Below are 24,209 nucleotides of genomic sequence, written 5' to 3' on the forward strand. Positions count from 1 at the left end.
CACGGCCGCCGGCACGGAGACGAGACGGACTGACCCCGCCTGTGGGTAGGAACGGACCACGAAAGCGGCGTCGCTGTCAGATGTTCTGACACCTCGTGGCCAGCCCGACGCGCGGGAGCGAAGACGACGCTGCCCGGGATGCCTCAGCTTCCTGGGCAGCTCCAGCTGGGTCACGCGGCGTGGCCTCGCTCCCGAGTTCCCGCTGCGCTTCCTGCTCGGCTCGCCCGCAGCTCGGCCCTGCAGTCCAGACTGCTGACCGCCCGCTGTAATCCGCGATCCGCTCACCCTCGCGGGCGCATTCGGTGCAGGGGCGGGTGTTCGAGCCGCCACGCGTGCGCATGACGGTGCCGGCCTCGGTGAGCAGGCGGTGCACGAACCCGTACGAGCGCCCGCAGCCGTACGCGAGGGTCCGGACCGAGGCCCCCCTGCTGTACGCCTTCTTCAACTCGGCCCCGAGCTTCGCTCTGGCCGGCCCTTTGACGTGAACGCGGCTTCCCAGCATGTCGGCTCCCTCTCCGTCGCATCGTCGGACTTGTGAACAGTTACTGGTGCCGCCCTGCGCTGACGTCACCCGGCGTTGACCAGTGCCGTCCTCAACTTCTCACGCGCAGCCCGGGGTTCGCCTCGGGTAGAGCTGCCGTGGCGAGGCTAACTCGCCACCCTCACCAGCCAGTTGCGTACACGGGGTGGCCTTGCGGGGATACTTTGCAACACCCCTGCCAACGACACCGCCGTGGGCAGGAAGGTCGCAGACACTGATCGGAATCGAACGCGAAGGCACCATGGGCCAGGACAACTACGAAGAGAACTCGATTCCTGACGGGGCCACGCAGATCCTCGTCGTCGCTCGCGAACATCCTCGGGTGATCGAGTTCCCCCGACGGTTCGCGGACATGCGGATGCGCAGGGACACGGCCGTCGTACAGTTCACGGACCCGGGCCACGCTCGTACCTGGCTGGAGCCTCGGTCGGAGACTTGGGACTGGTGCGAGCTGCAATGGCACACGGGCCCTCGGCTAACCATGATCGGTGCCCACGGCGAGTGGGCGAGGTGGGACGACGGACTCACCGTCTTCGGGGACCTCATGGGTCCGTCGGGGCTCGGTGACGCGGTCGAACGCGTCCATGACGACGACCTTCCCCATGTACCGCGGGGCACCGAGGCAGCCGGGCAGGCGGTGGCCATTCTCTTGCAAACCCCCCTTGCGGACCCATGGAGCCTCGCCGCCAGAGTGGAGCCGTACTTGGCGGCCGTACGCGTCGACAAGACCGTGGAGGCCCAGACCCTTCCGCCCGACGCGGAGCGTCCTGCCAGCTGGCACCGTCACACCTTCTACGACGCTGGCGACGCGGTGATCGGAAACCTGTGGACGGTCACCGTTGTGTGGGCGGGTGACGACCCCGGTGAGAGCACGCTGTACAGCGACGACCGGGAGCAGGCGTGGCGCTGGTACGACCAGCACGCACCCGACAGGCAGGAGTTGCTCCGGGCCGCGGTCGACCCCCTGTGCGCCGGCCGCTACGCGGACCACTGCGACGAGTGCGGTGCACGACACCCCGCCAGCCCGTTCGACGACACGTCATGGATCCCGGCAAACCTCGGCCAGGCATGCAGCCAAAGGTGCGCTGATGCAATGTCCGAACGGCCCGGACGCCACGCCGCTCGCTACCACAACTGGACGGCACCCGCCCCCGGCACCTGACCAGACCGGTCAGCGGCTCGGGCGCGGTGATCCCGGATCCACAGCGGCTCCAGGCAGTGGCCAGCATGTTCAGGGCGCGGCGAGGCTGCATCGTACAGCGGCGGGACGTACCGCACCGCCGTCCGACGAGGGCACGGCGACAGACGGCAGGCTGCCTGCGGTCTACCGAGCGCAGGCCACAAACCGGTACCCCACAACCCGCAAACGACCAGGTCAGCAAGCGGGTACCACAGCCGCACACCAGCAAGGACACGACGCCGGGGCGTCGGGCCGACGGCGAGTGTTCCGGGCCCGGCCCACGAAGGTCACCGGACGGAATCGGACACCACTTGACACCGGCGGACCCAGGCGGATGCAGGAAGAGGCTGGAAGACCTCCGCGATGCGGGCGGGCACGCCGCCCGAGTCCCACGGCCGGTCTGGTCATGTGGCGGCGGGCCGGCCTGTCGTCGGGGGCTGGACCTGGGCCCGTACGCGCAGTGCCTCGGCGTCCCGCTGACATACGAGGAGTCAGGCAGGAGTGATGTTCTTCGATCGCTGCCCATGGGTGCCGCTAGGCTGCATTGGCGACGTCGTCGGGCGTGGTAGAGATCCGTTGGAGGGAAGCGTGACGGCGCAGGCTCCTGACGGGCAGAGCAAGGCGATCCAGGAAGACGATCAGGAGTCATGTCGTGACCGAGGCTTCAGACGGACGGCGCATGATCTCCGCTCAGCAGTGGCGAGACGCGGAGCTGATCTGGGACTACCACCGGCTGCACCACGAACTGCGGCCGTGCTCGGCGGGGATCGGCCTGGGTAGCCACGATCTGGGCGTCGCCTCCCATACAGTGCGCCTTTACCAGCAGGGGCTGTTCCCCGTCATCGTGTTTACCGGCGGCAACAGCCCGACGACCAGGGCACGCTTCCCGCGGGGTGAAGCGATGCACTACCGCGCACACGCGCTGGAGCTCGGTGTGCCCAAGGAGGCGGTGTTGATCGAGCCGGATGCGGCGAACACCGGGCAGAACGCCATCTTCTCCCGACAGGTACTGGCCGAGGCCGGGATCGTGCCGGAGTCGGTGCTGGTGGTGTGCAAGCCGTACGAGGAGCGCCGCTCGTACGCGACGTTCAGGAAAATATGGCCCGAGGTCGAGGTGGTGTGCGCCTCGGAACCAGTGGGGCTGGCCGCTTATGCCGAGCGGATCGGCGACGCGAAGCTGGTCATCGACATGCTGGTGGGCGCACTGCAGCGGGTGATGGAGTACCCCGAGCAGGGCTTCACCCTCCCCCAGGAGGTCCCGGAGGGGGTGGCAGCGGCCTTCCGCCGACTGGCCGACGACGGATTCGACAGCCGCCTGCTCGCGCCTGACCAGCGCAGACCATGACGCGGCTGAGGACAGCGAGAGCACGAGTGCCAACGCTGTGTTCGCCCGGCCGGGCGCGCCGGGGACCTCAGCACGCAGTTCCGGGCTGGTTCTGGAGGGCTTGGAGCACTGATGCGGTCGGTGGAGGTGCCACCGTCCGTCCCGCCGGTCAGTACCGTCGCGCGGCCTGTTCGAGTGCGGCGCGCCAGCGAGGCGCCGCACCGGACGCGGTACGGCCCAAACGGCGTCTTTGCCCACCCCGGCCGCAGGCCGGGCGAGACCGAGGAGATCGGCACGATGACCAGCGGCACACCCCAGCCCCCGCCGCCCACCCGGTGCTCCAGCGGTGGCTCACCGGCGCCTCCCCCACCCATCCCGTACGGGCCATGGAAGCCGCCGCAGGGACGAACCCGGCTGTCCTCGCAGGGCTGGACGCTCTGGAGACGATGGCGGCCCCGCTCGACACCGCAGGCGCCGGCGACCCACGCTGGCGCAGCAAAATCGCAGAGTTCGGGCAGCTGACCTCGATGGGACAACTCCTGGAGATGCGGGCCGAGCTCGCTCTCGCCCTCGCTCTGGCCAACGCCGGGATCGACTACCGGCTCGGCGACACCAGGGTCCCGAACCCCGATCTCCTGCTCACCCGGTCAGGCGACGTCTACGCCGGGGTCGAGGTGACCGCCCGTGCGCCGCAGAACATCAGCGAACTCGTCGAGCACGTGGAGACGGCCAGCGCAGGCCGGTTCGACGTCGACCTCGCATTCGACCGCTATACAGCCAGAGATCGCCGACAAGGCCGCGGCGGCCGTGTGCGCCCAGGCCGACGCCCTCGGCGCGGGCAGCCCGGCAGTGGCCCAGGTGTTCCGGGCCGAGGACCCGAAGAACGCCGGGCCCGTGGAGATCACGGTCCAGGTCTGCCCGGGAAACGGCGCGGTGCGCTGGGAAGTCACCGCCGGGACGCTCGACGGCCCGCTGGGCGCCGCCGAGTACGCCGCGTTCGAAGCCGGACGCGGCGCGCAGAAAGCGGCCCAGGGTCGCTCCCTTGACGGCGCGCCGGTGCTCCTCGCGGTCGACGTCTCCCGCTACGGAGCCGCCTGGATGCGCCCTGGCGCCGTGTGGGCCCAGCGAGTCGCCGTCTGCGAGCACTTCACGCCCGACTATCCCTTTGCCGGGCTCGCCGTCCTGCGCCAGAGCCTGGAGCAGCCGGGCCTGTCCGACATCGGCGTCGGCCTCTCGCCCCATCTGCCGGCGGCCGACCGGCAGTTCCTTCAGGACCTGTGCACCACCCTCGGCTGGCCCTGCGCGTAGCATCTCGCCACCCGGCCTTGGACGGCCGTCCCTGCCGATGGTCATACCTCGACGTCAGCTGGCGGCGACACCGGTGCTGCGCCGCACCTGACTGTTCTTCTGTCACGCGACGAGGCAACGCTGGAGGGGGACGCCGTCGGCGATGGCGTGCTTCTCCAGTGGCAGTACCTCGTCGGTGCGGCTGACGAGCACCAGGCACAGGTCGGGGCGCCTGACGGCCATCTGCTGGTTGCGAATGTCGTGTGCCTGGTCCTGGTGCCGTGCGGTATCAGTCGGCAGGGGAGCGCACAGCGGGCCTGTGCCATCGGGCAGTCGGAGTGCGCCGACCCACTCGTGGACGATGCGGTCGACCGGTGTCCCACCGCCGTGTTCCAGAACCAGGGTGTGCTCGGTCCCGAAGGCATCGACCGCGTCGTGCCAGGTCTGCAGCAGTAGTTCCTCGACGGCCTGCTTGTCGGTGAGCAGGGACGACCCCGCAACGAGGACCACGACCGGCCTCAGCGTGCTGGGGACCCAGCGTGTGATGGTGCACGGCACGCCGATCACGTCGCGGATCCGGGCCAGGATCTGTGGGGCGCGCTTCATGGCCTGGTCCCGCCCTCAGGCCGATGCTGCCAGCGTCCACGGTTCCTGTCCCTGGGCGCCGAGCAGGTGCGGCTCTACCTGGTCGGCGAGGTCCTCCCCCACGATGTCGGACCACCGGTCCCGGATGATCCGGGGAACCGGTCCAGGGGACGGTCTGCACGATGATGCCTTGCACCTGCGCGCCGTCGGCGAGCATTTCGTTGATCCGTATGGTCATCCCACCGGCGATCAGACGGGTCTGCGTCCGCCAGGCGGGGCTCGAGCAGCGCACATGCAGGCGTCCACGGTCATCCGTCCCGACCGGCTCAACATGCCGGGCGACGTCATCGCCCACTGCCGTCGTCCACCATGCGTCAAGATCACTGAACCACTCCGGTTGTGCCAGGGCCACGCCTCGTGCCGCCCTCCTCTCACAGGTCACCTATGATCACGCACGTTTCGCCGGCCCCTGGGGGGACCACAGGGTCTGTCCGGAGCCCGGTCGGCCAGGGCCCGCCGTGTCGGTCATGCCTTCTACCATGGGCTGGTGCCCCACGAGATGACAGTGATCGATGCCGAGGCCTTCCCTCTGTTCCTCACGCTCGGCCCGAACCTGATGCTGATGGTTCCCGTCGACCGGCTGACCGTGCCAGGCCTTGACGAGGCATACACGGAGGCGGCGCTGGATTCCACTACCGGCATCCAGTCGACCGGTACTGCCATCGACGCCCGCTGGAGGGTCGAACCCGACCACCAGCACGTCCTGCTCATCCTCAACGGCCGCCTGCCCACGCCGTTCCGGCTCGCGATCCGCTTCACCAGCTCCATGGGCGAGGAGCGCGAGTTCTTCGTCCGGGTCGCCCAGCATCCCGGCCCCGTCAGCCTTTCGATCTACCCTGACAAGGCGGATACGGTGCGGGCGGCCAAGGCACTGGGCGACCAGGACATTTCCCTCTTCAGCAGCCTCGGCATCGGCGTGGAGTCCGACATCCCCAGCCGCACCCTGCTCCGCCTCAATCGGCCGCCCCGCACACCGTCCTGAGCTCCGGCCGACCCTGGGACGGGAGCTCGACGTCACGTTCACCGGTGCAGGCCGTTGCGTACATCGCTACCAGCGCACTCCTAGCGCATCGAGTGCCGCGATCTGATCTGCAGCGAGACGGTCGTTGCGGCGGGCGGCGCGCTGCCGACTGAGCCAGGCGTCCAGGCGTAGCCCTTCCACCACCGTCTTCGCTGGTACGCGGAGGTGCCCGTGCTCGGCGTGAAAGGCCTTCGCTGCCGCGAGCCCGCGGGGCCACGATTTCGCAGCCGTGGCTTGCCCTCCAGCGCTTTGCTCAGGCATCCGACGGGGGGGTGCGTCCCAGCTCATCGCGAGTTCGTCGAGCGCGTCGATGACGGCCTCGTCGAGCTCGCCGGCAGCCTTCGCTTTCCGCTGCCGGGACAGCCATGTCCCCAGACGCACCGCTCCTGCCCGTCCGGTGTACGGCACGTTCAGGTCGCCGTGTTCGGCGTGCCACTGTCGGGCTGCCTCCAGCGCGCGAGTCTGGGAGGGCAGAAGCCCGATGCGCCACACCATGCCAGCCGCCTCAAGGTCTGCCACCCGCTGCTTGGGCAGCACGCCCTTGCCGTGTTTGGCGCGCATCTGGGACACCCACGCGCCTAGCCTGATGCCGTCGGCCGTGACGAACCGCTGCGGTACCTCGGTGGTGCCGTGCTCCGTCGCATAGGCGATCAGCGCATGGATGTTGCGCTGCCAGGCGGCATGGCGGTGTTCCCAGGTCATGCCGAGTTCGTCCAGCGCCCGGACGCGGTGATCGGCCAGTGTCCCGGCACGGCGGTTGACGCGTTGTTTGCAGACCCAGTCGCCCAGCTGTCCCTGGTTGTTGGGCACGTCCAGGTTGCCGTGCTGGTCTCGCCACCGGACCGCTTGCACGTACATGGCCCGCCAGCGGGCCTCGCCCGGATCCCACTCCATGCCGATCTTGTCGAGGGCTTCGACGCGGTCCGCAGGGAGCCAGCCTTTTCCGTGGAACTGGCGCTGTTTCACAACCCATTGACCGAGGCCGAACCCGTGGGCGTCCTTGTGGCGCAGTGGGACCAGGAGGTCCCCTTTGTCCTGCCGGTACTGGCAGGCGGCGGCGTACCCCTCCCACCATGATGAGGTGGTCTGCCGGACCAGCATCAGCTGCAGCTGTTCCAGGATGGTGCGGGAGGTCCCCTGCGGCAACTCGATCGTGATCTTGTCGGGGAGCTGGGGGTTGAAGCCCGGGACGTTGCTGCGGTGCCGGTCGAGAGCGGCACCCAGGGGCTCGTCGTGCGCGCGCAGAGCGCGGACCACACGCCAGATCGTCTCGTAGTCGCCGGCGTCGATGTCGCCGACCCCGTTGTCGTCGCCGGGGACGATCAGTGGGACAACGATTGTGGCTGGGCCGGTGGACTCCTTGTGGGGGCGCAGTGCGCGGCCCACGGCCTGGATGATGTCGACCTCGCTGGACTTGGGGTGCGCGAACAGGATCCCGTCGATCTCCGGCACGTCGACGCCTTCACTCAGGCAGCGTACGTTCGCGACCGTTGCCCAGCTGTTCTCCGGCGGGGTCCGCAGCCCGTCGAGGATCTGTTCGCGCAGTGCGTGTGGCTGCTCGCCGTGGACGGCGGCGGACCGTGGGGCTTCGCTGTCCGGCCGGAGTCGGCGGACCAGGGACGGCAGGGTCCTGGAGAACTCCTGCGCAGCTTCGATCCGGTGGTGAAAGCTGATGGCGCGACGGACCCCGAATCGCTCGGTGGCCTGGAGCAGCGCGGCCTGTGCCACCAGCGTCTGCAGGCTTGGCGCGCCAGGGCCGTCGACGTACTCGCGTTGCTGGTCAGTGAGTAACTGCCGGGCGGTCTCCTCCCGGATCCCGACCACGTAGAGGTGGTAGTCCTCCAAGTAGCCTTCGGCGATCCCCCTGCTGAAGGGGTACGCGTACAGCACTTTGCCGAACAGGGCGGTGTCATCCATGGAGACGAATGTCCCGGCCTGCCGTTGCCCTGCCCCGGCGATGCGGGGAGTGGCCGTCATGTACAGGCGCCGCCGCGTGGGCAGGTACGACGCTGCGACCATCTTCCGGCCCGGCATCGCTACGTCGCCGGTCAGATGGTGCGCCTCGTCGAGTACCAGCAGATCCGAGGTGATGTTGGTGGCGTCCTGCGCCTTGTGCACCCGGTCGGCCGACATGTAGGTCCCGACGATCAGGCTGAGCCCCGCAAAGGGCAGCCTCATCCACTGGGCGATCACGGCCGGGTCTGTGGTTACCTCGGCGTCGATGTCCGTGAGGTGTGCGGGAGCATCGGCGACGGTGTCATCGGAGCACACGGCCAGGACGCGCAGCGGCAGCGCCTTCGGGTGCAGCGTCCGCCAGACCGTGATGGTCTGGGCGACGAGGGCGAGAGATGGCATCAGGTTCACGGCCAGGCCGCCGCCGGGCAGCAGGCGCATGGCCGCTTGCTGCCCGATGAGGCTCTTGCCGCTGCCGCACGCGGCGTGCAACTGGCCGGTACCTCCGTCCAGCAGGCCGAGCGTGATCGCTTCGACAGCCTCCTGCTGATAGGGACGCAGGGCCACCGGCGTGGGGTTGGTCATCGGGCACCTTCCGTCACGACAGCGAGGCCGACACCGGCCCAGCCTTCCAGAGTGGGGGCGGGCTTCGCGCTGCACCGGGAAATCGCGTCAATGACGGCCTGTGTTCGTGTACGGGACCAGGTGCGGGCCGCCTGGCTCAGCGTCTGGACGCCGCCACGCAGCACCTCTTCGGGTTCAAGGTCTTCGGCCTTTGCGGCAAGCAGCTCCCCGGGCGATTCCACCCAGGTTTCGTCGCCGAAGAACCGGTACAGGGCTGTGGCTCCTTCGCCAGGCACAACGACGGGCTCGTCACGCGGCGTCTTACGCATCGGTGCTGCCCTCGTCGTCCGCGAAGTCGATCCGGGCCCCGGTCTGGGCGGCGACGCGGGCGCAGACCTGCCGGTGCCAGGACGCCGCCCAACCGTGCCAGCCCTGAGACCAGGGGGTGCCGCGCACCCCGGCCTTGTACTCGTCATCATTGCGGTAGGTGATCAACGTGTCGTCGTCCGCGTCCTCCAGACTGGCGGCCAGCTTGGCGACGGCCGCGTCGGTGGCAGCCTTCAGCTCGGCGATCTCGGGGCGGATACGTCCAGGGATCGAGTCACGGCCCTGCTCCCACGAGCGCAGCGTGCGCGGGTTCACGCCGAGCTTCTCCGCCATCTTGTCGCCGGTCAGGCCCAGGTACTCGCGGGCGATCCGCACCTCGGCCGGCGTCAGCGGGTCCTCGTCGGCGAGCCCGTCACGCAGCTGCTTCAGGTAGTCGCCGATGCCGGGGACTACGGCAACGGGCGTGCGGGTGTCGTTCACCGTCTGCGTGACGCAGTCGGCCATGTCCTGGGTGATCTCGGCTGCGATTGCGTCCAGCCGTTGGTCGGTGGTGTCGGCGGTGATGTTGTACTCATTGGCCTCGTCGCCGTTGGTGGCGCCGTCCGTGTCCCACACGGCCACGATGTCGATCTCGTCGAAGCCCTGGGTTTCTCCGCCGACACTCCCGTACCCGCTGTTCAGGCCGAGGTGTTCCCTGATCTCCCCCTCGGCGGCCTGCGCGTCCTCGCCAAGCTCGGCGACCATGTTGTTGCCGTCCCAGACCTTTTCCCAGTCGGCGAGGATCCTCTCGGCAAGCGGGGCGATCTCCCGTATGACCCGGTTCGCTGCCTCGGCGGTCAGGACGGGGATGGTGTATCGGCGCTCGAATCCGTTACGGACCGCACCGGACACGGCGTTGCCGACCTCCGAGTTGTAATCGGCGAGCAGAGTCCCCTCGCTCAGATCCAGCTCGATGTAGGCGGGCTGAGCTTCGGACTGGCCGTCGTAGTGACGGTACAGCTCGGTGGGGTTGGTGCACTCGATGATGCTGACGCTCACGGCCGGGCCCCTTTCAGGGAAGTCTTGAGAGAAAGATCAGAGGGCGGCGACGGGGGCCTTGATACCGGCGAAGGTCGCACCGACCAGGTCAAAGGTCTGCCGCACGCCGTTATGGAAGCGAATCTCGAAGCAGCGGGCGCCCTCGTAGTAGCGGGCGTGGAGCTGACCGTCGGCGGCGTCGAACCAGATCTTCTCGATCACGGAGACGATCCCGCCGACGCGGCCGTTGGCGATGGAGCGGCCCTGGGACGAGGCGCCGCAGACGCTGCCGGTCTTGTGGTAGCTGGCTTCCAGGCCGGCGAACTCGGCCCAGTCGCTGATGTAGACGCGGTCCATGCCGTTCTTCTGCCAGCGTCGGCCGTCGATGGCGACGAGCGCCTCGGTGGTGAGGGCGACGGGCTTGGCGGGACGCATCATCTTGCCGATGGCGATCCGGGCGGCGAGGGAGGCGGTGTCGACGACCCAGCGGCCGGCGGTCTTGACGGCGGCGACGGCGCCGATGCGGCACCAGGCACGGATGATGGCCACGGTGACGCGGGCCTCGACGGCGGCTGCGATGGTGTTCATCTTGTCTCCGAGTCACTTACGGAGTGGGCTGGGGCTGCTCCCCTGCCCGGCAGCCAAAGACTACACCCTATTTTAGGGTGTGGCGCAGGAGGTCTACCGTGACGCGTCGTCGACTCGCCTCGCGCGTCGGGTTCGGAGTGCGCGAAGCGGTCCCGCTCTACGGATACAGCGACTGGGCGATCGCCGCGTTCGCCGAGGAGTTGGCGCACTGTGGCCAGTGACCGGCTCGGGTACGGGTCGCGTCGGCGCCCAGGCGATTGCCTCCGGCTCCACCCGCCTGCGCCCCCTGATCGCCAAGGCCGCCGAACAGCAGCTGCGCCTGGCCTTCACCGTCCGACTCGCAAAGGCCGACTACCTGCATCCCTCCGGCAGCCGTACCGACTCACCTGGCACCCGCCGCGACGTCGTCCAGCGCCCCGACCACACCAAGGAGCGCTCGTCCGGTTTCCACGAGCCACAGGCGGCTTCGACGCCTTCGACTTCGTTCGCCGCGTCGACGCGGCGAACGGGGACGTCACTGCTGCCATCCACCAGTGGCTCGTGGAAACCGGACGAATTCGTGAGGAAGCCCAAATCATCCACCTTGAAGTCCGCACGTGGCGGTCTCGCTGAACCAAGCCGTCAGCAGACGCCCACGCGTGCCGGGCCTGCGCCGATCCCCTCCAACTGCACACGTCTGCGAGTCGGCTGCACACCGCTGCCTCGCGGGCAGCCGCGCGGTCGGCGTTGGTGCCTCCCGCCGCCTTGCCACACCACTCGGGTACGCGTCTCGATACGATGCCGCCCGGGGTACAGCCGTTTCCACCGTCACTGCACGTGCTGCCAGAGGGTCATGCCACGAGCACGGGCGAGTTCGACGAGCGGGAGCTTCTCGTCGTCCCTGGCCGCGAAGACCACGCACAGATCGCGATGCTCGCCCACCAGCCACTCGTTCCGTCGGCAAGACGCATCTGGATCGCTCTTGTCCACCGTGGCCGGGTACACCATGGTGTCGACGCGCAGTGGTACCGACAGATCAGCGTCTCGGACACCCGTTACCCATTCCTCCACCATCTGGTCAGCCGCCGTCTCACCGGCGTGCAAGAAATACAACTGGTGTTCAGGGCCGACTGTCTGCGTCGCGTCGTGCCACACGTCCATAAGCACGTTCTCCAGGGCCTCCCGGTCGGAGAACTCGGGCGACGAAGCGATCAACACCCAGACAGTGCTGAGGCGGCTTTCCGCCAGCCGGACGATGGTGCTGTCCGGCAACATCGCGCGCAGGCGGGCGAGAACGACGGGCGTACGCCGGGCAAGCAGATCACGGGCGTGAGCCGACTCGGCTTCGGTGACGAGCCCCTGGCCCCAGTCCATAAGGCTTTGCGGGCGGACCGCGTCGGCAAGATCTCCTCCGACCAAGTCCGCCCATCGCCGGGTCACCTCATCGGGAAGCGGGCGAGGCTTCAACACGGCAATCCCCGCCATCGCGGGAATGCCGTCGGGACGTTCCTCATTGAGGCGCTCGGTGACACGAGGTGCAAGAAGCCTCATGTTGACGGACCAGGCCTCACTGGAGCACAGCACGTGCAGGCGGCTGTCGGAGGAAACGCCGACGGGCTGGACATGACGGGCCACGTCGTCACCCACGACGGGGTGCCACCATTCGGCGGCCCGGTCGAACCAGTCCGGGCGTTCCAAGTCCATCGGCATGACCTTCCAGTACGCGGAGCTGCGGAAACCATACGGTTCGGGTTTGGTCGGGGCACTCACACAGCAGGAGCGCACCGCTGGCAGCGTTTGTAGTTCCGGCCGCCCTTCGGCCCCGTCCGCTCGGCGATCCACGCCCGGGCTTCCTCCGGGGTCATGACGTCGAAACGTGGATAGCTGCGGGTTCCCTCGAAGTCCTCCCCGTAGTGCGGGTCGACGGAGTGACTGAAGGCGTTCAGCGCCGCCACGTAGGTCTCGCCCGTCGGCCGGGAGTAGTCCGGCGGCATCTCACGCCTGACGACGGAACACGAAGTCTCGTGGAGGCCTTGCCGGCCTGCGGCGAACGGGTACTTCTCCGGCTGCTGTAGCCGCTGCCAGCGGTCGTCCGCCCCATCCAGCATCGCGTCGAACCACGAGCGGCGTTGGTCGCACATCACGCATCCCCCGGCCTCCCGGCAGGCATTGCGGAGCTCGTCAGGGTCTTCGGACTCCCAGCAACGGAGTGTGTCGTACAGCAGGTCGGCTGACTTCAGCAGGACGCTTCGTGCATCGTGCGCGGTGACCCGCCCGTCGCCGATCCGCTCCAGGAGTTCCAGCACGGCCGGCAGCTCAACGGTGTAGCCCCAGCCTTGACGGATGGGGCCCCGTCGCTCTTGCGCGAACAGCTCGCCGAAGCCGAGTCGCACGGCTGGAATCGTTCCGGTGGCGAACTTCAGGTCCACCGCGGCGCCGCCGCGCGAGAAGTCCGGCGCAGGGTCGGGATCCCAGAATTCCAAGTCGTCGGCCGGACGGGCGGTTTCAGCGGGGTCACTCATCCGGGGCTGGGGCACCAACTCCCGCTGTGCGACCGGCTGACGCCCCGCGCGGCGTGACCGCTTCTTCTGCTTTTTCTTCGGCACCTGAACTCCCGCCTCTGCACGTCTACACCATCAACTACTCGACCGGCATACAGTCGGTCGCTGCGGCGCGCCGGTTTCATGCCGGGGAACAGGCGGATGCGCTCGTACAGTAGGCCGCGTCGGTCGACCGCATGCTCTCGTACGCCCCAGGTAGCGTCGGTCAGCGTCACCATCTCTATGTACTCGTTGCCGCCATGGGTGCAGGCGAAGGTTTCCTCCCACGGCGTGACGTCCTCGGTACCGCCCGGCAGACGCATGGTGTGCCCCCTCCTCCCCGGCCAGCGCGGTCTGATGAAAGAGACCTCGGGACGGGCCATTCACGACGTAGGCCGAACCGCAGAGGGCGGCGTGTGCCTGAGCGCCAAATTGTTCGGCGGTGGCGGGTGGTCGCTGGGCAGGGACATGGTCGAGGCCTTGGGGAGAGTGCCGGTCAGGGGTTGATGGGCGGGTGGGGCGTCTGCCAGTGGCGCACTGCGGGAGGACGCACCCTCGGCAGTGGACGGCTGGGCCGGACCGAGACGGTCGGCGACCCGAGCTGGTGGCGGCGGTTCTGGGCAACCGCAGAAGATGCACTGTGGCCCGCCTGGGGCGGCTGGTCAACGGGCGCACCGGGGTGGTGCCGACATCCGGTGGTGCGGGGTCGTGACAGCTCCCTGGCGATGACGAACGCCGCATGGACCAGGTCCGCAACGTCCTGGAACGCCTCATCGGGGGACCGGTAGTCCAGTTCCTGCACTGCGTGGTTCAGCGCGGTACGGGTGTCCATGAGTGCCGCGTGTGTGTACGGAGGGCCCGGTACAGCCCACAGGCTCTCGGGCCCGCCCTCGGCCGCCTTGACGTTGGGCCTGCCGACCCGGCGACTGCGGTTGCACAGCAGGCAATGGCCCCACCCTTGCGGCGCCTCGGTGTCCACTGGGCCGCCGGGATGCCGGCGACACCCGGTCGGGCTGCGCGACGGGGCCAGATTGCGAGCGGTCAGAAAGACATCCCACAGCGCGTCTGCGATGTCCTCGTACTCTGTCGGATCGGCGGGATCCGACAGATAGCGCATCCGATCGTCGACGCCGGGCAGCCTGTCGTACAACTCCCGCATCAAGAAGGGCCGACGCGTCGGCACTCGATACGTAGAGTGTTCATTCTCGTACACAGAGTAATAGATTAGAGGGTGGCAGCGCCGGTCCCGCACCACAGCACCGGCGTCTCCCGCAAACGAGGGAGCCGTCAACGGACAAGCCCTGCCCCCCGTCACCCGCCTGGAAATCTTGGCGCAACCCGGCGGCGTCATGCCGTTCGCGAGGGTGCAGGCCGTCGCGCCGGGGGGGTGTTCGAAACGGTGCACGAAACCCCGGATAGATCTGAACCTTGACCACTAGGGCTCAGGTCCGCTCTTCCGTTCTTGCCTCACCTCATGATGGGCTGCCCGCCTGCCCCGCTTGCGTGCGCATTTCGGTGCGGGCGATCAAGGGCCGAAGGCCAGTCCGTCGTCGAAGGGGAGGGCGGTCCACCGCCCCCTCGGGAGAGAGAGCGCGTGGGCACCGGGGTGTCGATGAGGGTCAAAGTCTTCCCACTGCGGCGAGATGTCGTCCGCAAGCGACGTAGCAGCGGTGTGGTGACGGGTGCAGTGCTGGGCCACGTACTGGTCGGTGAGGTGGTCAGGCACCTGTGTGGCGCGCACCCAGAGCAAGCCGCCCCTGGTGGGGAGCCCGAGCAGCGACTCCCGCCAGGTGGTGAGGCCCGGCAGCTTGGTCACACAACGCGCACCACTCTGGTTGCGGATCACGCAGCGGATGCTGGGGTGGCCGGGCATGAACATCAGCTGACCGCTCAGCAGGTAGATCTCACCGGGCTCGGCGTCCGGGGTCGTAAGCTCGGGGGACTCCATCAGGTCCTCTCTGACTTGGGGCGACCAGAGCCGCCCTGCACCAGTCTGTCAGCTTCCTCGACCAACGTTCCCGCAGATGCCAAACGGCGTTCTGACCGTATAGAGGTCACTGGCGTTGAGCTGGGGAAACACCATTTCGTGCAAGCCCCGCGCCGGGCGCTCCGCCGCCCTCAAAGTTTCCGTTGACAGCCCGTCGCCTCCAGCAGGTTCAGGAGCTCGGCCACGAAGGGCGACGCGTCGGTCGACGGCTTGCGCACGGTGTCGCCCATCCGGACCACTCCGATTGCCATGCGACCTCCCGTCAGGACGGTCTCCGTCGGCCGCTCGTCGCTCAAGTCGCCCGTCACCGCATTCCGCCCCTCGGTGCTGGCTTGCACCTGACCACAACCGAAGCTCCAGTTTATCGGCCCGTCCGGCACCTCGGGTCGGCGTCCCGTTCTCTTGGGGACGTCTTCCGCGAGCCGTCGCTCGTCACCGCACGCCCGATACCCTCGCGTCCGGTGAACCCGCGCAGGAGAAGCGAGGAGCGATCGCACTGTCAGCTACTGCGGTTCTGCGATCGCCCGCGGCCAATCTGGTTCCCTGTGCCGGTGTTTCCGGGCGGCGGAGGCTGCAACCTCGATACGGTGGCGGGGTGCGGATGGATCGTGAGCACACCGCGTGCAGGTTCGTCGTCGTGGGCCTGGAACTCGCTCGCCAAGCCGGGCAGTTCGACGTGACCGGTGTCGCGGCGCTCGCCGTGCAGGGTGAGGGCTGGGCGCCCCAATGGCGTGTGCACGCACGCGTGGGCCCTGCGCCGCAGTCACCGTCGGCTCCTGTATCGGAACGCTCCTCCGTGGTGTGGGTGGAGTCGGCGGCGGACGCGCTCGCGGCTGTTGAGCGGAGGCTGACGGCTGATCCGCACGTGGTTGTGGCCCGTCTCGGCCAGGTCGAGGCGGGGATCTTCCGCGTTCACCGGGCGTCCTGTCCGAGGTTGGCGTCCCAGGTGATCTGGGACGCCCTGCGCCTTGCGCAGATCGCCTGTCCCTCGGTGGCCGAACCCTCGGAGTCCGCGCTGGCATCTGCTCTCGGTGTGGAGCTCCCGGGCCGGCAGGCGCCGCTCACCCAGGCGGTCTGGGCCACTTCCGAGATCTGCCGGCGGGCCATGGCGCAGGGCGTGACCGCCGGCCGGTGGGCAACCTTGCGCCAGATTGACGATCTTGTGGGCAAGCGGCCACCGCCGGTCGAGGCCGAGTACCTGCCTACGGCTCCCGTGCAGGGGACCTTGTTCGACGGGCAGTGACCGCGCACTGGGACGCACCTACAACGGCGGTCGCTCGTCTTCAGCAGGGCTCACGGAACACTCTCCTTTGGCTGAATTCCCGTCATTCCCGGGCGGGCCTGGAGGCCGCGTCGATAGGGTCCCCGGGTGCTCTCAGGTACCAGCTCTGCACTCCTGTCCCAGCCACGTTTCCGGCTGCTCGCGTCGGCTCGCTTCGTCTCGGTTCTCGGGTCCAGTTTCGGACCGATCGCGCTGAGCTTCGGAGTCCTGGCGCTACCCGGCGCGTCGCCGGGGGACCTGTCGCTGGTACTGGCCTGCCAGGCTCTGCCCCAGCTGGCGTTCGTGCTGTGGGGCGGTGTCCTCGGAGACCGCGTCCGCAGCCGCTTCCGTCTCGTCTGCGTGACCGAGACGGCGGCCGCCGCCATCTGGGCGGCCCTGGCTCTCATGTTCGCCCAGGGCGGGCCGGTGGTGTGGATCGCGCTCCTCGCGGCGCTCGGCGGGGTGACCAGGGGCCTGTTCTCCCCGGCCCTCGAGGGCGTCGTCGTGGACGTGGTCCAGGATCAAGGCCAGCGGCAGCAGGCCAATGCGCTGCTGAAGGTGTCCGTCAACACGGCCCGCCTGATGGGCATGATGCTCGCCGGCGTCGTCGTCAGCGTGGCCGGCCCCGCCATCGCCCTCGCCTTGGACGCGGTCTCATTCGCCGCCTGCGCCCTCCTGTTCGGCATCCTGGGCCGTTCCACCCCCGACCGGCCGGTGCGCTACAAGACGTCGGCGGTGCACGATCTGCGCGAGGGCTGGCAAGAGTTCGTGCGCCACGAGTGGCTGTGGGTGACCACAAGCCAGCTCACCATCGTGATCGCGGTGGTCAACTCGGTGGCGGGCCTGCTGGGCCCCATGCTCGCCAAGGTCTACCTGGGCGGGGCGTGGGCGTGGTCACTGGTCATGGTGGCTCAGGTCGCGGGGCAGGTCGGCGGTGCTGGGTGGGCAGCGAAGCTGCGCCCGGCCCGCCCGATGCTGGTGGCGACGCTGTGCACGGCGGGCGCTGCTCTGCCGGCGCTCCTGCTGTCGCTTCAGGCTCCGCTGCTGGTGGTGCTGGTGGGCGCGGCCGCGTACGGGGTGATGTGGGACGTGACGATGGTGATGTGGCGGACCTGCCTGCAGCGTGAGGTCCCCGACGACGCGATCTCCCGCGTGTCCTCCATCGACCTGCTGGGCTGTCTGGCGGTGGCGCCGGTGGCGCTCGCAGCCGTAGGTCCGCTCGCCTCGACGTTCGGCCCGGGCCGGGTGGCGTTCGCCAGTGCGCTGTTCGTTCTGGCGGCCGTGGGTTGCGCGCTGGCATCCCGGGATATCCGCACCCTGCCCGGTGATCCGCGCCCGCAGCAGGAGACCGCGCCGGTCACCGCGGGCGCCGCCTGATCACGGCGGAGTGCAGGCCGTCGGCTTGCTGTCGGCCCGGGCGGTGAGGACGGCGAGGGTGTGACCGGGACTCACCGGCAGGACCGAGTGCGCGAGCCAGCCGGGGGCGAGCACAGTGAGGCCTGCCTGCGCTTTGAGGGTGACTGCCCTCCCCCAGGGGAGTCCCGGCACGCTGGCGGTGTCGCAGCCCGCGCGCGGGTCGTGCAGGCACAGGGCGCCGGACCGGTCGTGCGGTGGCTGGCCGTCGACGGCCAGGTAGCACCAGGCGGTCCAGGCCGCGTGTCCGTAGGCGAGGGGAATGCGGTGGTCTGTGCCCCAGATCTGCGCGGACACCCGTACCTCGCCGGCAGCCTCGTGGGGGAGCGCGGTGTGCGCGAGCGCGGTGAACGCCGATCGGGCTTGGGCGACGTCGAGGATGCCTTGGAGATCGATGTCCCGGGAGCCGTGGCCGGTGCGGTGCATCTGGGCGCGCAGCTGGTCGTGGTCGAGGACCGGCTGGATCGTGCCGAGCCAGACGGGCGTGCTCCACAGGTCGTCGACTGCGGCCTGGTCGGCGGGGACGGGTAACGCGTGCACGGTGGTCATGGCCGCTCCACGGTGACGTTGAAGGCGATGCAGAGCCGTGGGGTTCGGGCGGTGTGGGGGGCGACGGCGTGGCGCAGCCAGGAGGGAAATGCGATCAGCAGGCCTGGGTGGGGTTGGACATGCTGCAGCATGGCGTCGTCGGGGGGCGTGGTGGCGAGGCGGGCAGGGCGGGGGTCGAAGAGTTCCAGGGCTCCGCTCGGGCGGACGTCGGTGTGCAGGTAGTAGACGCCGGAGACGGCGCTGTCGTGATGGGCGTGCGCCTCGTGGAATCCGCCGTGCCTGTAGTGGACGGCCCAGCCGGACAGGGTCAGGGGGGTGTCGGGGCCGGCGTCGGTGACGGCGAGGGCCGCGGCCTTGATCCAGTCGTTGAGCGCGGCGATGGCCGGCAGGTCCCAACTCAGGATGTCGGGAGCGGACTTGCGGGCGTTCTGCACGCCGAGGGACAGCGAGGGGTCGCTCTGCTCGCGGGCAAGGATCTGCTGGGCGAGCGTGTGGGTGTCCGGGCCGGTGGGCGTAGTGCGCTGGTAGAGCCGGGTGGGCCACAGCTGCTGGGGTGCGCCGCGTACTCGCCATGTGTCCAGCGATGCTGTCAGCGCGCTCATGCCAGCTCTCCGGCGTGGGTGTAGACGGAGATGTGCTGGGTGGAGGTGACGGCGAGCGGAGTGTGGTGCCAGTCGGCGTACCGGTCAGTGAGGGTTAGTCCGGCGGCTGCGGCGAGCAGGTCCAGTTCGGACAGGTGGACGTAGCGCAGGGTGACCGGGAGGAGTCGGGTGCCGTTCTGGTCGAAGCGGATTTCCTGGAAGCGGATGATCTGTTCGATGGGGTCGTGGGTGTGGGCCGACAGGGCCAGGTGGGTGTCGGCCAGGTCGCGGATAGCGAGCTGCTGGCGGCCGGCAAGGAGTCCGGGGGCACGAGGAACGGTCGCCTCGATGACGAAGCGTCCGCCCGGTGCCAGAGTCTGCGCGACGCGTGCTAGGCACGCTGCCTGCCGAGGCTGGGTCATGAGGAAGAAGAAGCTGGAGAAAGCCACGTAGATGAGCGGGAACCGTTGCCCGCCCGTGTCGAGTTCCGCCATGTCACCGAGCTGAGTCTCGACGGCCCGGCCGCCGCGGTGGCGGTGCAGCTCTTCGAGCATCGCGGGCGAGGTGTCGAGGCCGACGACCTTCACGCCGCGGTCCGCCAGGGCGAGGGCGATGCGGCCGGTGCCGACGGCGAGCTCCAACGCTGTACCGCCACCAGCGAGTGACGCGAGGAAGTCGGCGGCCGGGCCCGGATCGCGTCCTTCGTGTTCGTCGTTGTAATGGGTCGCCCACCGGTCCCACAACTGCTGCTGAAGTGCACGAAAGTCGGTCACAAGGCCTCCCAGGAGAGTGTTCTCTCGTCGAAGCGGGCGTGGTGCCCGGGCCGGCAGGCCCGGGCACACTGGCCGGTGGTGGTCAGCCGTCGGTCTTCGGGGCGAGCTCGGGGTCGAGGAACTGCTTGCAGGCGCGGATCGTCCCGCCGACCTCCTCGGTGCCGACGAGCTCTCCGACCTTGCCGTCGTCGTCGGCGATCCCGCCGCGGGTCAGGGTGACGGTCACGTTGGCGGTGAGAGCCATGTCCTCCTGGACGGCGCCCTCGTGCATCGCGGCCGCGCCGACGAGGCCCTTCTTCACCAGGTCCATGACGTGCTCGACGTCGGCGGTGTTGAGCGCGATCCCCGAGATGTTCGCTCGTTCCTCGGGGGTGGTGTATCGGGTCACCGCCTCTTGCTGCGGTCCGTCCATGCCTGCCTCCCTCTGCTCAGTGGGGGTGGATGCGGTGACCGTAGGGCCGCTGCCCGGCGTAGCCCAGACACAATTCCCCCCTGTAGCAATGCATTTGATGCATTTTGCCGGGCGGACGTGCAATTGCGTCTGGGGCGCTGGGACTCCACCCCGGGGCCGGGGCGGGTGATGCTCGGTGGGTGCCCGGTCCGCTCGCGGCCGGGGAGAGGGAGGCGTGTTCATGCCTGCGACCCGCACCACGCACCTACCGCGGCTGCCGGATGACCAGGCGGTAGCGCAGCTGCTCCGGGCCTTCTACGGCACTGCGCGCGCCGGCGGCCTCGACCGTCTCGCGGGCGGCGGCGGCCCACTCGGCTTCGACGTGACGACGGCCCTGCAGATCCAGGTCCTGATCAGCCACTACGAGTGCGACGGGGTCGTGGAGAGCGGCTGCCACCTCGGGGACACCACGGAATTCTTCGCCCGCGCATATCCCCACCTGCCCGTGCGCGCCTGTGACATCGACGCGGCACGGGCCGCGTTCGCACGCGACCGGCTGGCTGCGTTCCCAGGCGTCGACGTCCGCCACGGCGACTCAGCCGATCTGCTGCCCGGGTTCCTGTCGGGGATGCAGCGTCCCTTGGTTTTCCTGGACGCCCACTGGGGGCCCGCCTGGCCGCTCGCGGCGGAACTCGGCGCCCTGCACTGCGCGGTGGGCGTCATCGACGACTTCGCGATCGGGCACCCGCGCTTCGGCTACGACACCTACGACGGTCGGAACTGCGGGCCGCAGCTCGTCGCCGACACTCTTCCCGACCTGGAGCGGATGTTCGTGGGCCACGTCGAGGCCGACTACCCGCTGCCGTGCCTGCAGACCGGGCGGCGCAGCGGCACTGGCTTCGTCGTCCTCGGCCTCGACGACGCCCCGCTCACCGGGCATCCCTGGTTCGCCGAAGTCCCGCTGCGTCCGCACCCGCTCCTGCCGTCCTGGACGACTGCGCGGGAGGGACAGTGAGCAGCGCGGTGGTGCTCAGCAGCAGCGTGCGCGACGTCGCGGCGGCCGACACGTGCGCGCGTGCGTGGCCCGTGGCGCGCCGCCTGGGTGTGACCCGCGTGGCGGAGACCACGTGGCTGGACCGGATCGGCATCCCCGTATTCAGCGCTGTGCGCCCGCACGCCGCCATCGTGGTCGTGACCGCCGGCAAGGGCCGCCACCGGCTTGAGGCACAGGCCGGCGCGATGCTGGAAGCCGTCGAACAGGCGGTTGCCGAACTCTGCGGCCCTTCCACTCCCCTGCGCTGGGCCTCCCCGCGGACCATCACCGCCGAGAACGGCGTGAAACTCGGCGCCTGGTGCCCCAGGCCGGACCGTGCCGTCGACATCGACGAGCCACTCGCGTGGATCAGCGTGGCGTCCCCCGACGGGCAACGGGAATTCACTGCCCCCGCCGAGCTCGTCCTCACGCCCTGCCCCCCGGAGGCGAGCAGCGGCTTGTTCGGCTCCACGACCACCGGGCTCGCCTCGGGCAACAGCCGTACCGAAGCCGTCCTGCACGGACTGTGCGAGGTCCTCGAACGCGATCTCACCTCGCTGATGAGCGTCGCCGACACCACCCGCCTCATCGCCCCCGACACCCTGCCGCCTGGCCCCGCCCAGCTGTACGAGCAGATCCGCCGGGCGGGCCTTGGCGTGTGGCTGCGCTGGCTCCCGGCCTACGGCGGGCACTACATGGCCTGCCTGATAGACGACCCCGACCGCGCGCACCCCCTGTACTGCAACGGCGGTAACGGTTTTCACCCTCTGCCGGAGATCGCCGCCGTGCGGGCCCTGTCCGAAGCCGCCCAGTCCCGCCTGACCTACATCCAGGGCGCGCGGGACGACCTGACAGACAGCTACGCCACCTACGCGGCGATGAGCGCTGACCAGCGGGCGGCCTGCCGGGCCCAGTTGCTCGAGCGCTACGACCGCGCCGAGCCGGCCAGCTCGTTTCCGCCGAGCGCGTCCGAGCTCGGCGTCCGGTCCCCGAAGGCGCTGCTGGAGGACCTTCTCACCACGACCGAGGCCGCCGGTCTCGGGCCGGTCGGCGTGCACGACTTCGCGCCACTCGCGGCTCCCTTCCACGTGGTGCGCGTCGTGGTCGCCCATGCCGAGCACTTCACCCCCCTCACCCGCCGGTTCGGCCGCCGCCTCGTCGAGCACGCCAGGAGCCACCGATGACCCGACCACCTGGCGACGCGCTGGTCCAGTTGTACGTCGGACCCACCGGGCACGGCCTGCCTGCGGAGCTTCTGCACCAAGACGATGTCCAGCTGCGGCCACCGGCCCGGCGCGGGCACATTCACGCGCTTGTCACCGGCGAACCGCCCGGCCACATCGTCCTGGTCGACGGGCGCTACGACGATGTGCCCGCCGTCGGACACCGCGAGCTCCTCGACGCCCTGGCCGCCGGATGGACCGTGGCGGGACTCGGCTCGATCGGCGCCCTGCGCGCCGCTGAACTCCACCCCCACGGCATGACCGGCTACGGGCAGGTCTTCACGCATCTGCTGACCATCGAGGCGCCCGACGACGAAGTCGCGCTCCTGCACGGCCCCGCCCCCGACTACCGGCCCATCACCGAGGCACTGGTCGACCTGCGCGCCTTCGCCGAGCACCTCACCCAGACCGAGGTCCTCGAGCGGGACCAGGCCGCCGAGACCATCCGCCTCCTGGCGGGCCGATGGTTCGGCGACCGGTCGCAGCCCGCCTTCATCGACGCCGTCCGTACGACCGCCGGCGACGCGGCGGCCGCGGCGGCCCGCGCGCATCTTCCCCGCCTGCCGGGTCTGCGTGTGAAAACCCAGGACCTGCGCGACTACCTCATGGAGCGCCCATGGACACAGGCACCCACACCGTCCCGTTCGTGCCCGCCCACTGCGGCGGCTGGCCCTTCCTCGACGACGATCACGCCCCGCAGCGCCTGCTGACAGCCGTGGCCTGCGTCCGGCTCGCCCGACGCGACGGCCCGCACCGCGCTCCCCGCCCCGACGACCTCGCAGCCGTTCTCGAGCCCGGCGAGGCCCTGCAGATCCGCGCCCTCGACCTACCCCGCCCCCTGCCCACGGGCACCCTCACCTCCGAGCAACAGGCGGCAATCCGGGCCACGGTGGATGTCATCGCTCACGTCGTTCCTCCCTGGGCTTCTCTCCTGCGGGCGCTGCCCCTCACCTATCTCCCGATGCCGGCCGGCCGCGCCAGCGTCAGCGCCTCCTGCTTCGCCTGGCCCCAGCACATCCTGTTCGCCGACGCCGCCTTCGACGATCCGGCCGTCCTCGCGGAACAGACCCTGCACGAGACCTTCCACCAGTGGCTCTACTTGTGCGAGGAGCTCACCCCGCTGCAGCAGCCCGGCTGCACCCAGCGGGTCACGCTGCCCTCGGGCACCAGCGACCGAAGCCCCGCCGAACTCCTCGGCGCCGCCCACGTCACCTGCGGCCTCGCCCGCTTGTGGCCACTCCTCGACGTACCCGGCCCCGTCCGCGACCGACGCCTCGCGCACCTTGCCGCCTACACCCGCGGCTGCCGCGAGCTCATCGCTGACAACCGCCCCTACTTCACCGCCGACGGACACGCCCTCGCCGACCGGATCCTGGAGGCTACCCCATGACCCCCGCCCCCACCCCCACCGCACCCCCGTGCGGCGCGTTCTGGCACACGCCCCTGTACACCCGCAGCGTCGACGACGGCCCGGACGTCAACGACGCCCTGCGCACGCTCATCCTCGACCACACCCATACCTCACCGATCTCCCAGGTGGGTGTGAAGAACGCCAACAAGACCTCCTCCGACGTGCTGCGCTGGCAGCACCCCGCCATCGACCAGCTCCGCAACTGGATCACCGAGGCCGCCTGCGCGCTCAACGACCACGTCGGCGCCGGCCACGACTCGACCGGCCAGGACGCGCCGATGATCGCCGAGGCGTGGGCCGTCGTCTACCGTCCCGGTGGCCTCCACCAGCTCCACAGCCATCACGATGCCGCTTGGTCCGGGGTCTACTACGTCTCCACCGGAAAGATGCAACAGGGCACCGGGCTCCTGCAGTTCGTTGACCCGCGTCCCGCCGCGTCCGTCCGCGAGACCGAACGCACGCCCCTGCACACGATCGCCCCGGAGCCCGGGCTGCTGGTCGCCTTCCCCGCGTGGCTGCGGCACTGGGTCACGCCCTACCAGGGTGACGCGGAGCGCGTCGTCATCGCCTTCAACGTCGGCTTCCACCGCGGCTGATCTCGTTCCGAGCTGAAGGAGTGCC

25 protein-coding genes and 2 pseudogenes are annotated in these 24,209 nt (G+C 69.5%); 12 read left to right on the plus strand and 15 right to left on the minus strand.

Features of this window, described 5'->3' with window-relative positions; genetic code table 11:
• Positions 1-319: 319 nt before the first annotated feature.
• Positions 320-502: pseudogene (locus AC07DS_RS16970) on the minus strand (helix-turn-helix domain-containing protein); the annotation flags it as partial.
• 361 nt (positions 503-863) lie between these two features.
• Here AC07DS_RS16970 and AC07DS_RS16975 point away from each other — a divergent pair.
• From AC07DS_RS16975 to AC07DS_RS16985, 3 genes are all read left to right on the plus strand, one after another.
• Positions 864-1,703, plus strand: a complete 840-nt coding sequence (locus AC07DS_RS16975; RefSeq protein WP_479146045.1) for a hypothetical protein — start codon at positions 864-866, stop codon at positions 1,701-1,703.
• Positions 1,704-2,400: 697 nt separating this feature from the next.
• Positions 2,401-3,066 carry a YdcF family protein gene (locus tag AC07DS_RS16980; protein WP_479146273.1) on the plus strand — a complete coding sequence of 222 codons (666 nt, stop codon included), beginning with the start codon at positions 2,401-2,403 and terminating at the stop codon, positions 3,064-3,066.
• A gap of 786 nt (positions 3,067-3,852) precedes the next feature.
• Positions 3,853-4,353, plus strand: a complete 501-nt coding sequence (locus tag AC07DS_RS16985) for a hypothetical protein (protein ID WP_479146046.1) — start codon at positions 3,853-3,855, stop codon at positions 4,351-4,353.
• A gap of 102 nt (positions 4,354-4,455) precedes the next feature.
• On the opposite strand, the gene AC07DS_RS16990 is transcribed toward AC07DS_RS16985, so the two are convergent.
• Positions 4,456-4,938, minus strand: a complete 483-nt coding sequence (locus AC07DS_RS16990) for a hypothetical protein (RefSeq protein WP_479146279.1) — start codon at positions 4,936-4,938, stop codon at positions 4,456-4,458.
• A 175-nt stretch (positions 4,939-5,113) separates the two neighbouring features.
• Positions 5,114-5,359, minus strand: a pseudogene (locus AC07DS_RS16995) (DciA family protein); the annotation flags it as partial.
• Positions 5,360-5,464: 105 nt separating this feature from the next.
• On the opposite strand from AC07DS_RS16995, the gene AC07DS_RS17000 reads away from it, so the two are divergent.
• Positions 5,465-5,959 carry a hypothetical protein gene (locus AC07DS_RS17000; protein WP_479146048.1) on the plus strand — a complete coding sequence of 165 codons (495 nt, stop codon included), beginning with the start codon at positions 5,465-5,467 and terminating at the stop codon, positions 5,957-5,959.
• A gap of 66 nt (positions 5,960-6,025) precedes the next feature.
• On the opposite strand, the gene AC07DS_RS17005 is transcribed toward AC07DS_RS17000, so the two are convergent.
• Genes AC07DS_RS17005 through AC07DS_RS17020 form a run of 4 tightly spaced genes read right to left on the minus strand, consistent with a single transcriptional unit; the run spans position 6,026 to position 10,447 of the window.
• On the minus strand, positions 6,026-8,536 hold the full coding sequence (locus AC07DS_RS17005; protein WP_479146049.1) for a helicase associated domain-containing protein: 2,511 nt from the start codon (positions 8,534-8,536) through the stop codon (positions 6,026-6,028).
• Positions 8,533-8,844 carry a hypothetical protein gene (locus AC07DS_RS17010; protein WP_479146051.1) on the minus strand — a complete coding sequence of 104 codons (312 nt, stop codon included), beginning with the start codon at positions 8,842-8,844 and terminating at the stop codon, positions 8,533-8,535. Before AC07DS_RS17010 ends, AC07DS_RS17005 begins: the two co-directional genes overlap by 4 nt.
• Positions 8,837-9,880 carry a helix-turn-helix domain-containing protein gene (locus tag AC07DS_RS17015; protein ID WP_479146053.1) on the minus strand — a complete coding sequence of 348 codons (1,044 nt, stop codon included), beginning with the start codon at positions 9,878-9,880 and terminating at the stop codon, positions 8,837-8,839. The genes AC07DS_RS17010 and AC07DS_RS17015 overlap by 8 nt, the downstream gene beginning before the upstream one ends.
• Positions 9,881-9,916: 36 nt before the next feature.
• A complete protein-coding gene (locus tag AC07DS_RS17020) occupies positions 9,917-10,447 on the minus strand; it encodes a hypothetical protein (protein ID WP_479146055.1) in 531 nt (176 codons plus the stop codon).
• A 98-nt stretch (positions 10,448-10,545) separates the two neighbouring features.
• Here AC07DS_RS17020 and AC07DS_RS17025 point away from each other — a divergent pair, with 98 nt between their 5' ends.
• Complete coding sequence (locus AC07DS_RS17025) at positions 10,546-10,668, plus strand: hypothetical protein (RefSeq protein WP_479146056.1); 123 nt, start codon at positions 10,546-10,548, stop codon at positions 10,666-10,668.
• Between the two features lie 586 nt (positions 10,669-11,254).
• On the opposite strand, the gene AC07DS_RS17030 is transcribed toward AC07DS_RS17025, so the two are convergent.
• The 4 genes from AC07DS_RS17030 to AC07DS_RS17045 form a co-directional block, all read right to left on the minus strand.
• Positions 11,255-12,130 carry a DciA family protein gene (locus AC07DS_RS17030; protein ID WP_479146058.1) on the minus strand — a complete coding sequence of 292 codons (876 nt, stop codon included), beginning with the start codon at positions 12,128-12,130 and terminating at the stop codon, positions 11,255-11,257.
• A 62-nt stretch (positions 12,131-12,192) separates the two neighbouring features.
• Entirely contained in the window at positions 12,193-13,032 is an 840-nt protein-coding gene (locus tag AC07DS_RS17035; RefSeq protein WP_479146060.1) for a hypothetical protein, read from the minus strand.
• A gap of 430 nt (positions 13,033-13,462) precedes the next feature.
• The gene (locus AC07DS_RS17040) at positions 13,463-14,116 is read right to left on the minus strand and encodes a hypothetical protein (protein ID WP_479146061.1); all 654 of its coding nucleotides are present in this window, start codon (positions 14,114-14,116) and stop codon (positions 13,463-13,465) included.
• 375 nt (positions 14,117-14,491) lie between these two features.
• Positions 14,492-14,914, minus strand: a complete 423-nt coding sequence (locus tag AC07DS_RS17045) for a hypothetical protein (protein ID WP_479146063.1) — start codon at positions 14,912-14,914, stop codon at positions 14,492-14,494.
• Positions 14,915-15,548: 634 nt separating this feature from the next.
• Here AC07DS_RS17045 and AC07DS_RS17050 point away from each other — a divergent pair.
• Together AC07DS_RS17050 and AC07DS_RS17055 are read left to right on the plus strand one after the other, a co-directional pair.
• On the plus strand, positions 15,549-16,196 hold the full coding sequence (locus AC07DS_RS17050; RefSeq protein WP_479146065.1) for a hypothetical protein: 648 nt from the start codon (positions 15,549-15,551) through the stop codon (positions 16,194-16,196).
• A 126-nt stretch (positions 16,197-16,322) separates the two neighbouring features.
• Positions 16,323-17,591 carry an MFS transporter gene (locus tag AC07DS_RS17055; protein WP_479146067.1) on the plus strand — a complete coding sequence of 423 codons (1,269 nt, stop codon included), beginning with the start codon at positions 16,323-16,325 and terminating at the stop codon, positions 17,589-17,591.
• On the opposite strand, the gene AC07DS_RS17060 is transcribed toward AC07DS_RS17055, so the two are convergent.
• From AC07DS_RS17060 to AC07DS_RS17075, 4 genes are all read right to left on the minus strand, one after another.
• On the minus strand, positions 17,592-18,176 hold the full coding sequence (locus AC07DS_RS17060; protein WP_479146069.1) for a 2OG-Fe(II) oxygenase family protein: 585 nt from the start codon (positions 18,174-18,176) through the stop codon (positions 17,592-17,594).
• On the minus strand, positions 18,173-18,778 hold the full coding sequence (locus tag AC07DS_RS17065) for a putative 2OG-Fe(II) oxygenase (protein WP_479146071.1): 606 nt from the start codon (positions 18,776-18,778) through the stop codon (positions 18,173-18,175). Before AC07DS_RS17065 ends, AC07DS_RS17060 begins: the two co-directional genes overlap by 4 nt.
• Complete coding sequence (locus AC07DS_RS17070) at positions 18,775-19,530, minus strand: class I SAM-dependent methyltransferase (RefSeq protein WP_479146073.1); 756 nt, start codon at positions 19,528-19,530, stop codon at positions 18,775-18,777. Before AC07DS_RS17070 ends, AC07DS_RS17065 begins: the two co-directional genes overlap by 4 nt.
• Before the next feature lie 82 nt (positions 19,531-19,612).
• The gene (locus AC07DS_RS17075; protein WP_479146075.1) at positions 19,613-19,942 is read right to left on the minus strand and encodes a hypothetical protein; all 330 of its coding nucleotides are present in this window, start codon (positions 19,940-19,942) and stop codon (positions 19,613-19,615) included.
• A gap of 220 nt (positions 19,943-20,162) precedes the next feature.
• Between AC07DS_RS17075 and AC07DS_RS17080 the strand changes: the two genes are divergently transcribed.
• The 5 genes from AC07DS_RS17080 to AC07DS_RS17100 are packed head-to-tail and all read left to right on the plus strand — an operon-like array spanning position 20,163 to position 24,184.
• The gene (locus tag AC07DS_RS17080) at positions 20,163-20,936 is read left to right on the plus strand and encodes a hypothetical protein (protein WP_479146077.1); all 774 of its coding nucleotides are present in this window, start codon (positions 20,163-20,165) and stop codon (positions 20,934-20,936) included.
• A complete protein-coding gene (locus AC07DS_RS17085) occupies positions 20,933-22,138 on the plus strand; it encodes a YcaO-like family protein (protein ID WP_479146079.1) in 1,206 nt (401 codons plus the stop codon). The genes AC07DS_RS17080 and AC07DS_RS17085 overlap by 4 nt, the downstream gene beginning before the upstream one ends.
• Positions 22,135-22,887, plus strand: a complete 753-nt coding sequence (locus tag AC07DS_RS17090) for a TfuA-like protein (protein ID WP_479146081.1) — start codon at positions 22,135-22,137, stop codon at positions 22,885-22,887. The genes AC07DS_RS17085 and AC07DS_RS17090 overlap by 4 nt, the downstream gene beginning before the upstream one ends.
• Positions 22,794-23,567 carry an aKG-HExxH-type peptide beta-hydroxylase gene (locus AC07DS_RS17095; protein ID WP_479146083.1) on the plus strand — a complete coding sequence of 258 codons (774 nt, stop codon included), beginning with the start codon at positions 22,794-22,796 and terminating at the stop codon, positions 23,565-23,567. The genes AC07DS_RS17090 and AC07DS_RS17095 overlap by 94 nt, the downstream gene beginning before the upstream one ends.
• The gene (locus tag AC07DS_RS17100; RefSeq protein WP_479146085.1) at positions 23,564-24,184 is read left to right on the plus strand and encodes a 2OG-Fe(II) oxygenase family protein; all 621 of its coding nucleotides are present in this window, start codon (positions 23,564-23,566) and stop codon (positions 24,182-24,184) included. The genes AC07DS_RS17095 and AC07DS_RS17100 overlap by 4 nt, the downstream gene beginning before the upstream one ends.
• Positions 24,185-24,209 lie beyond the last annotated feature (25 nt).

This window comes from Streptomyces sp. NPDC044064 (assembly GCF_056434245.1).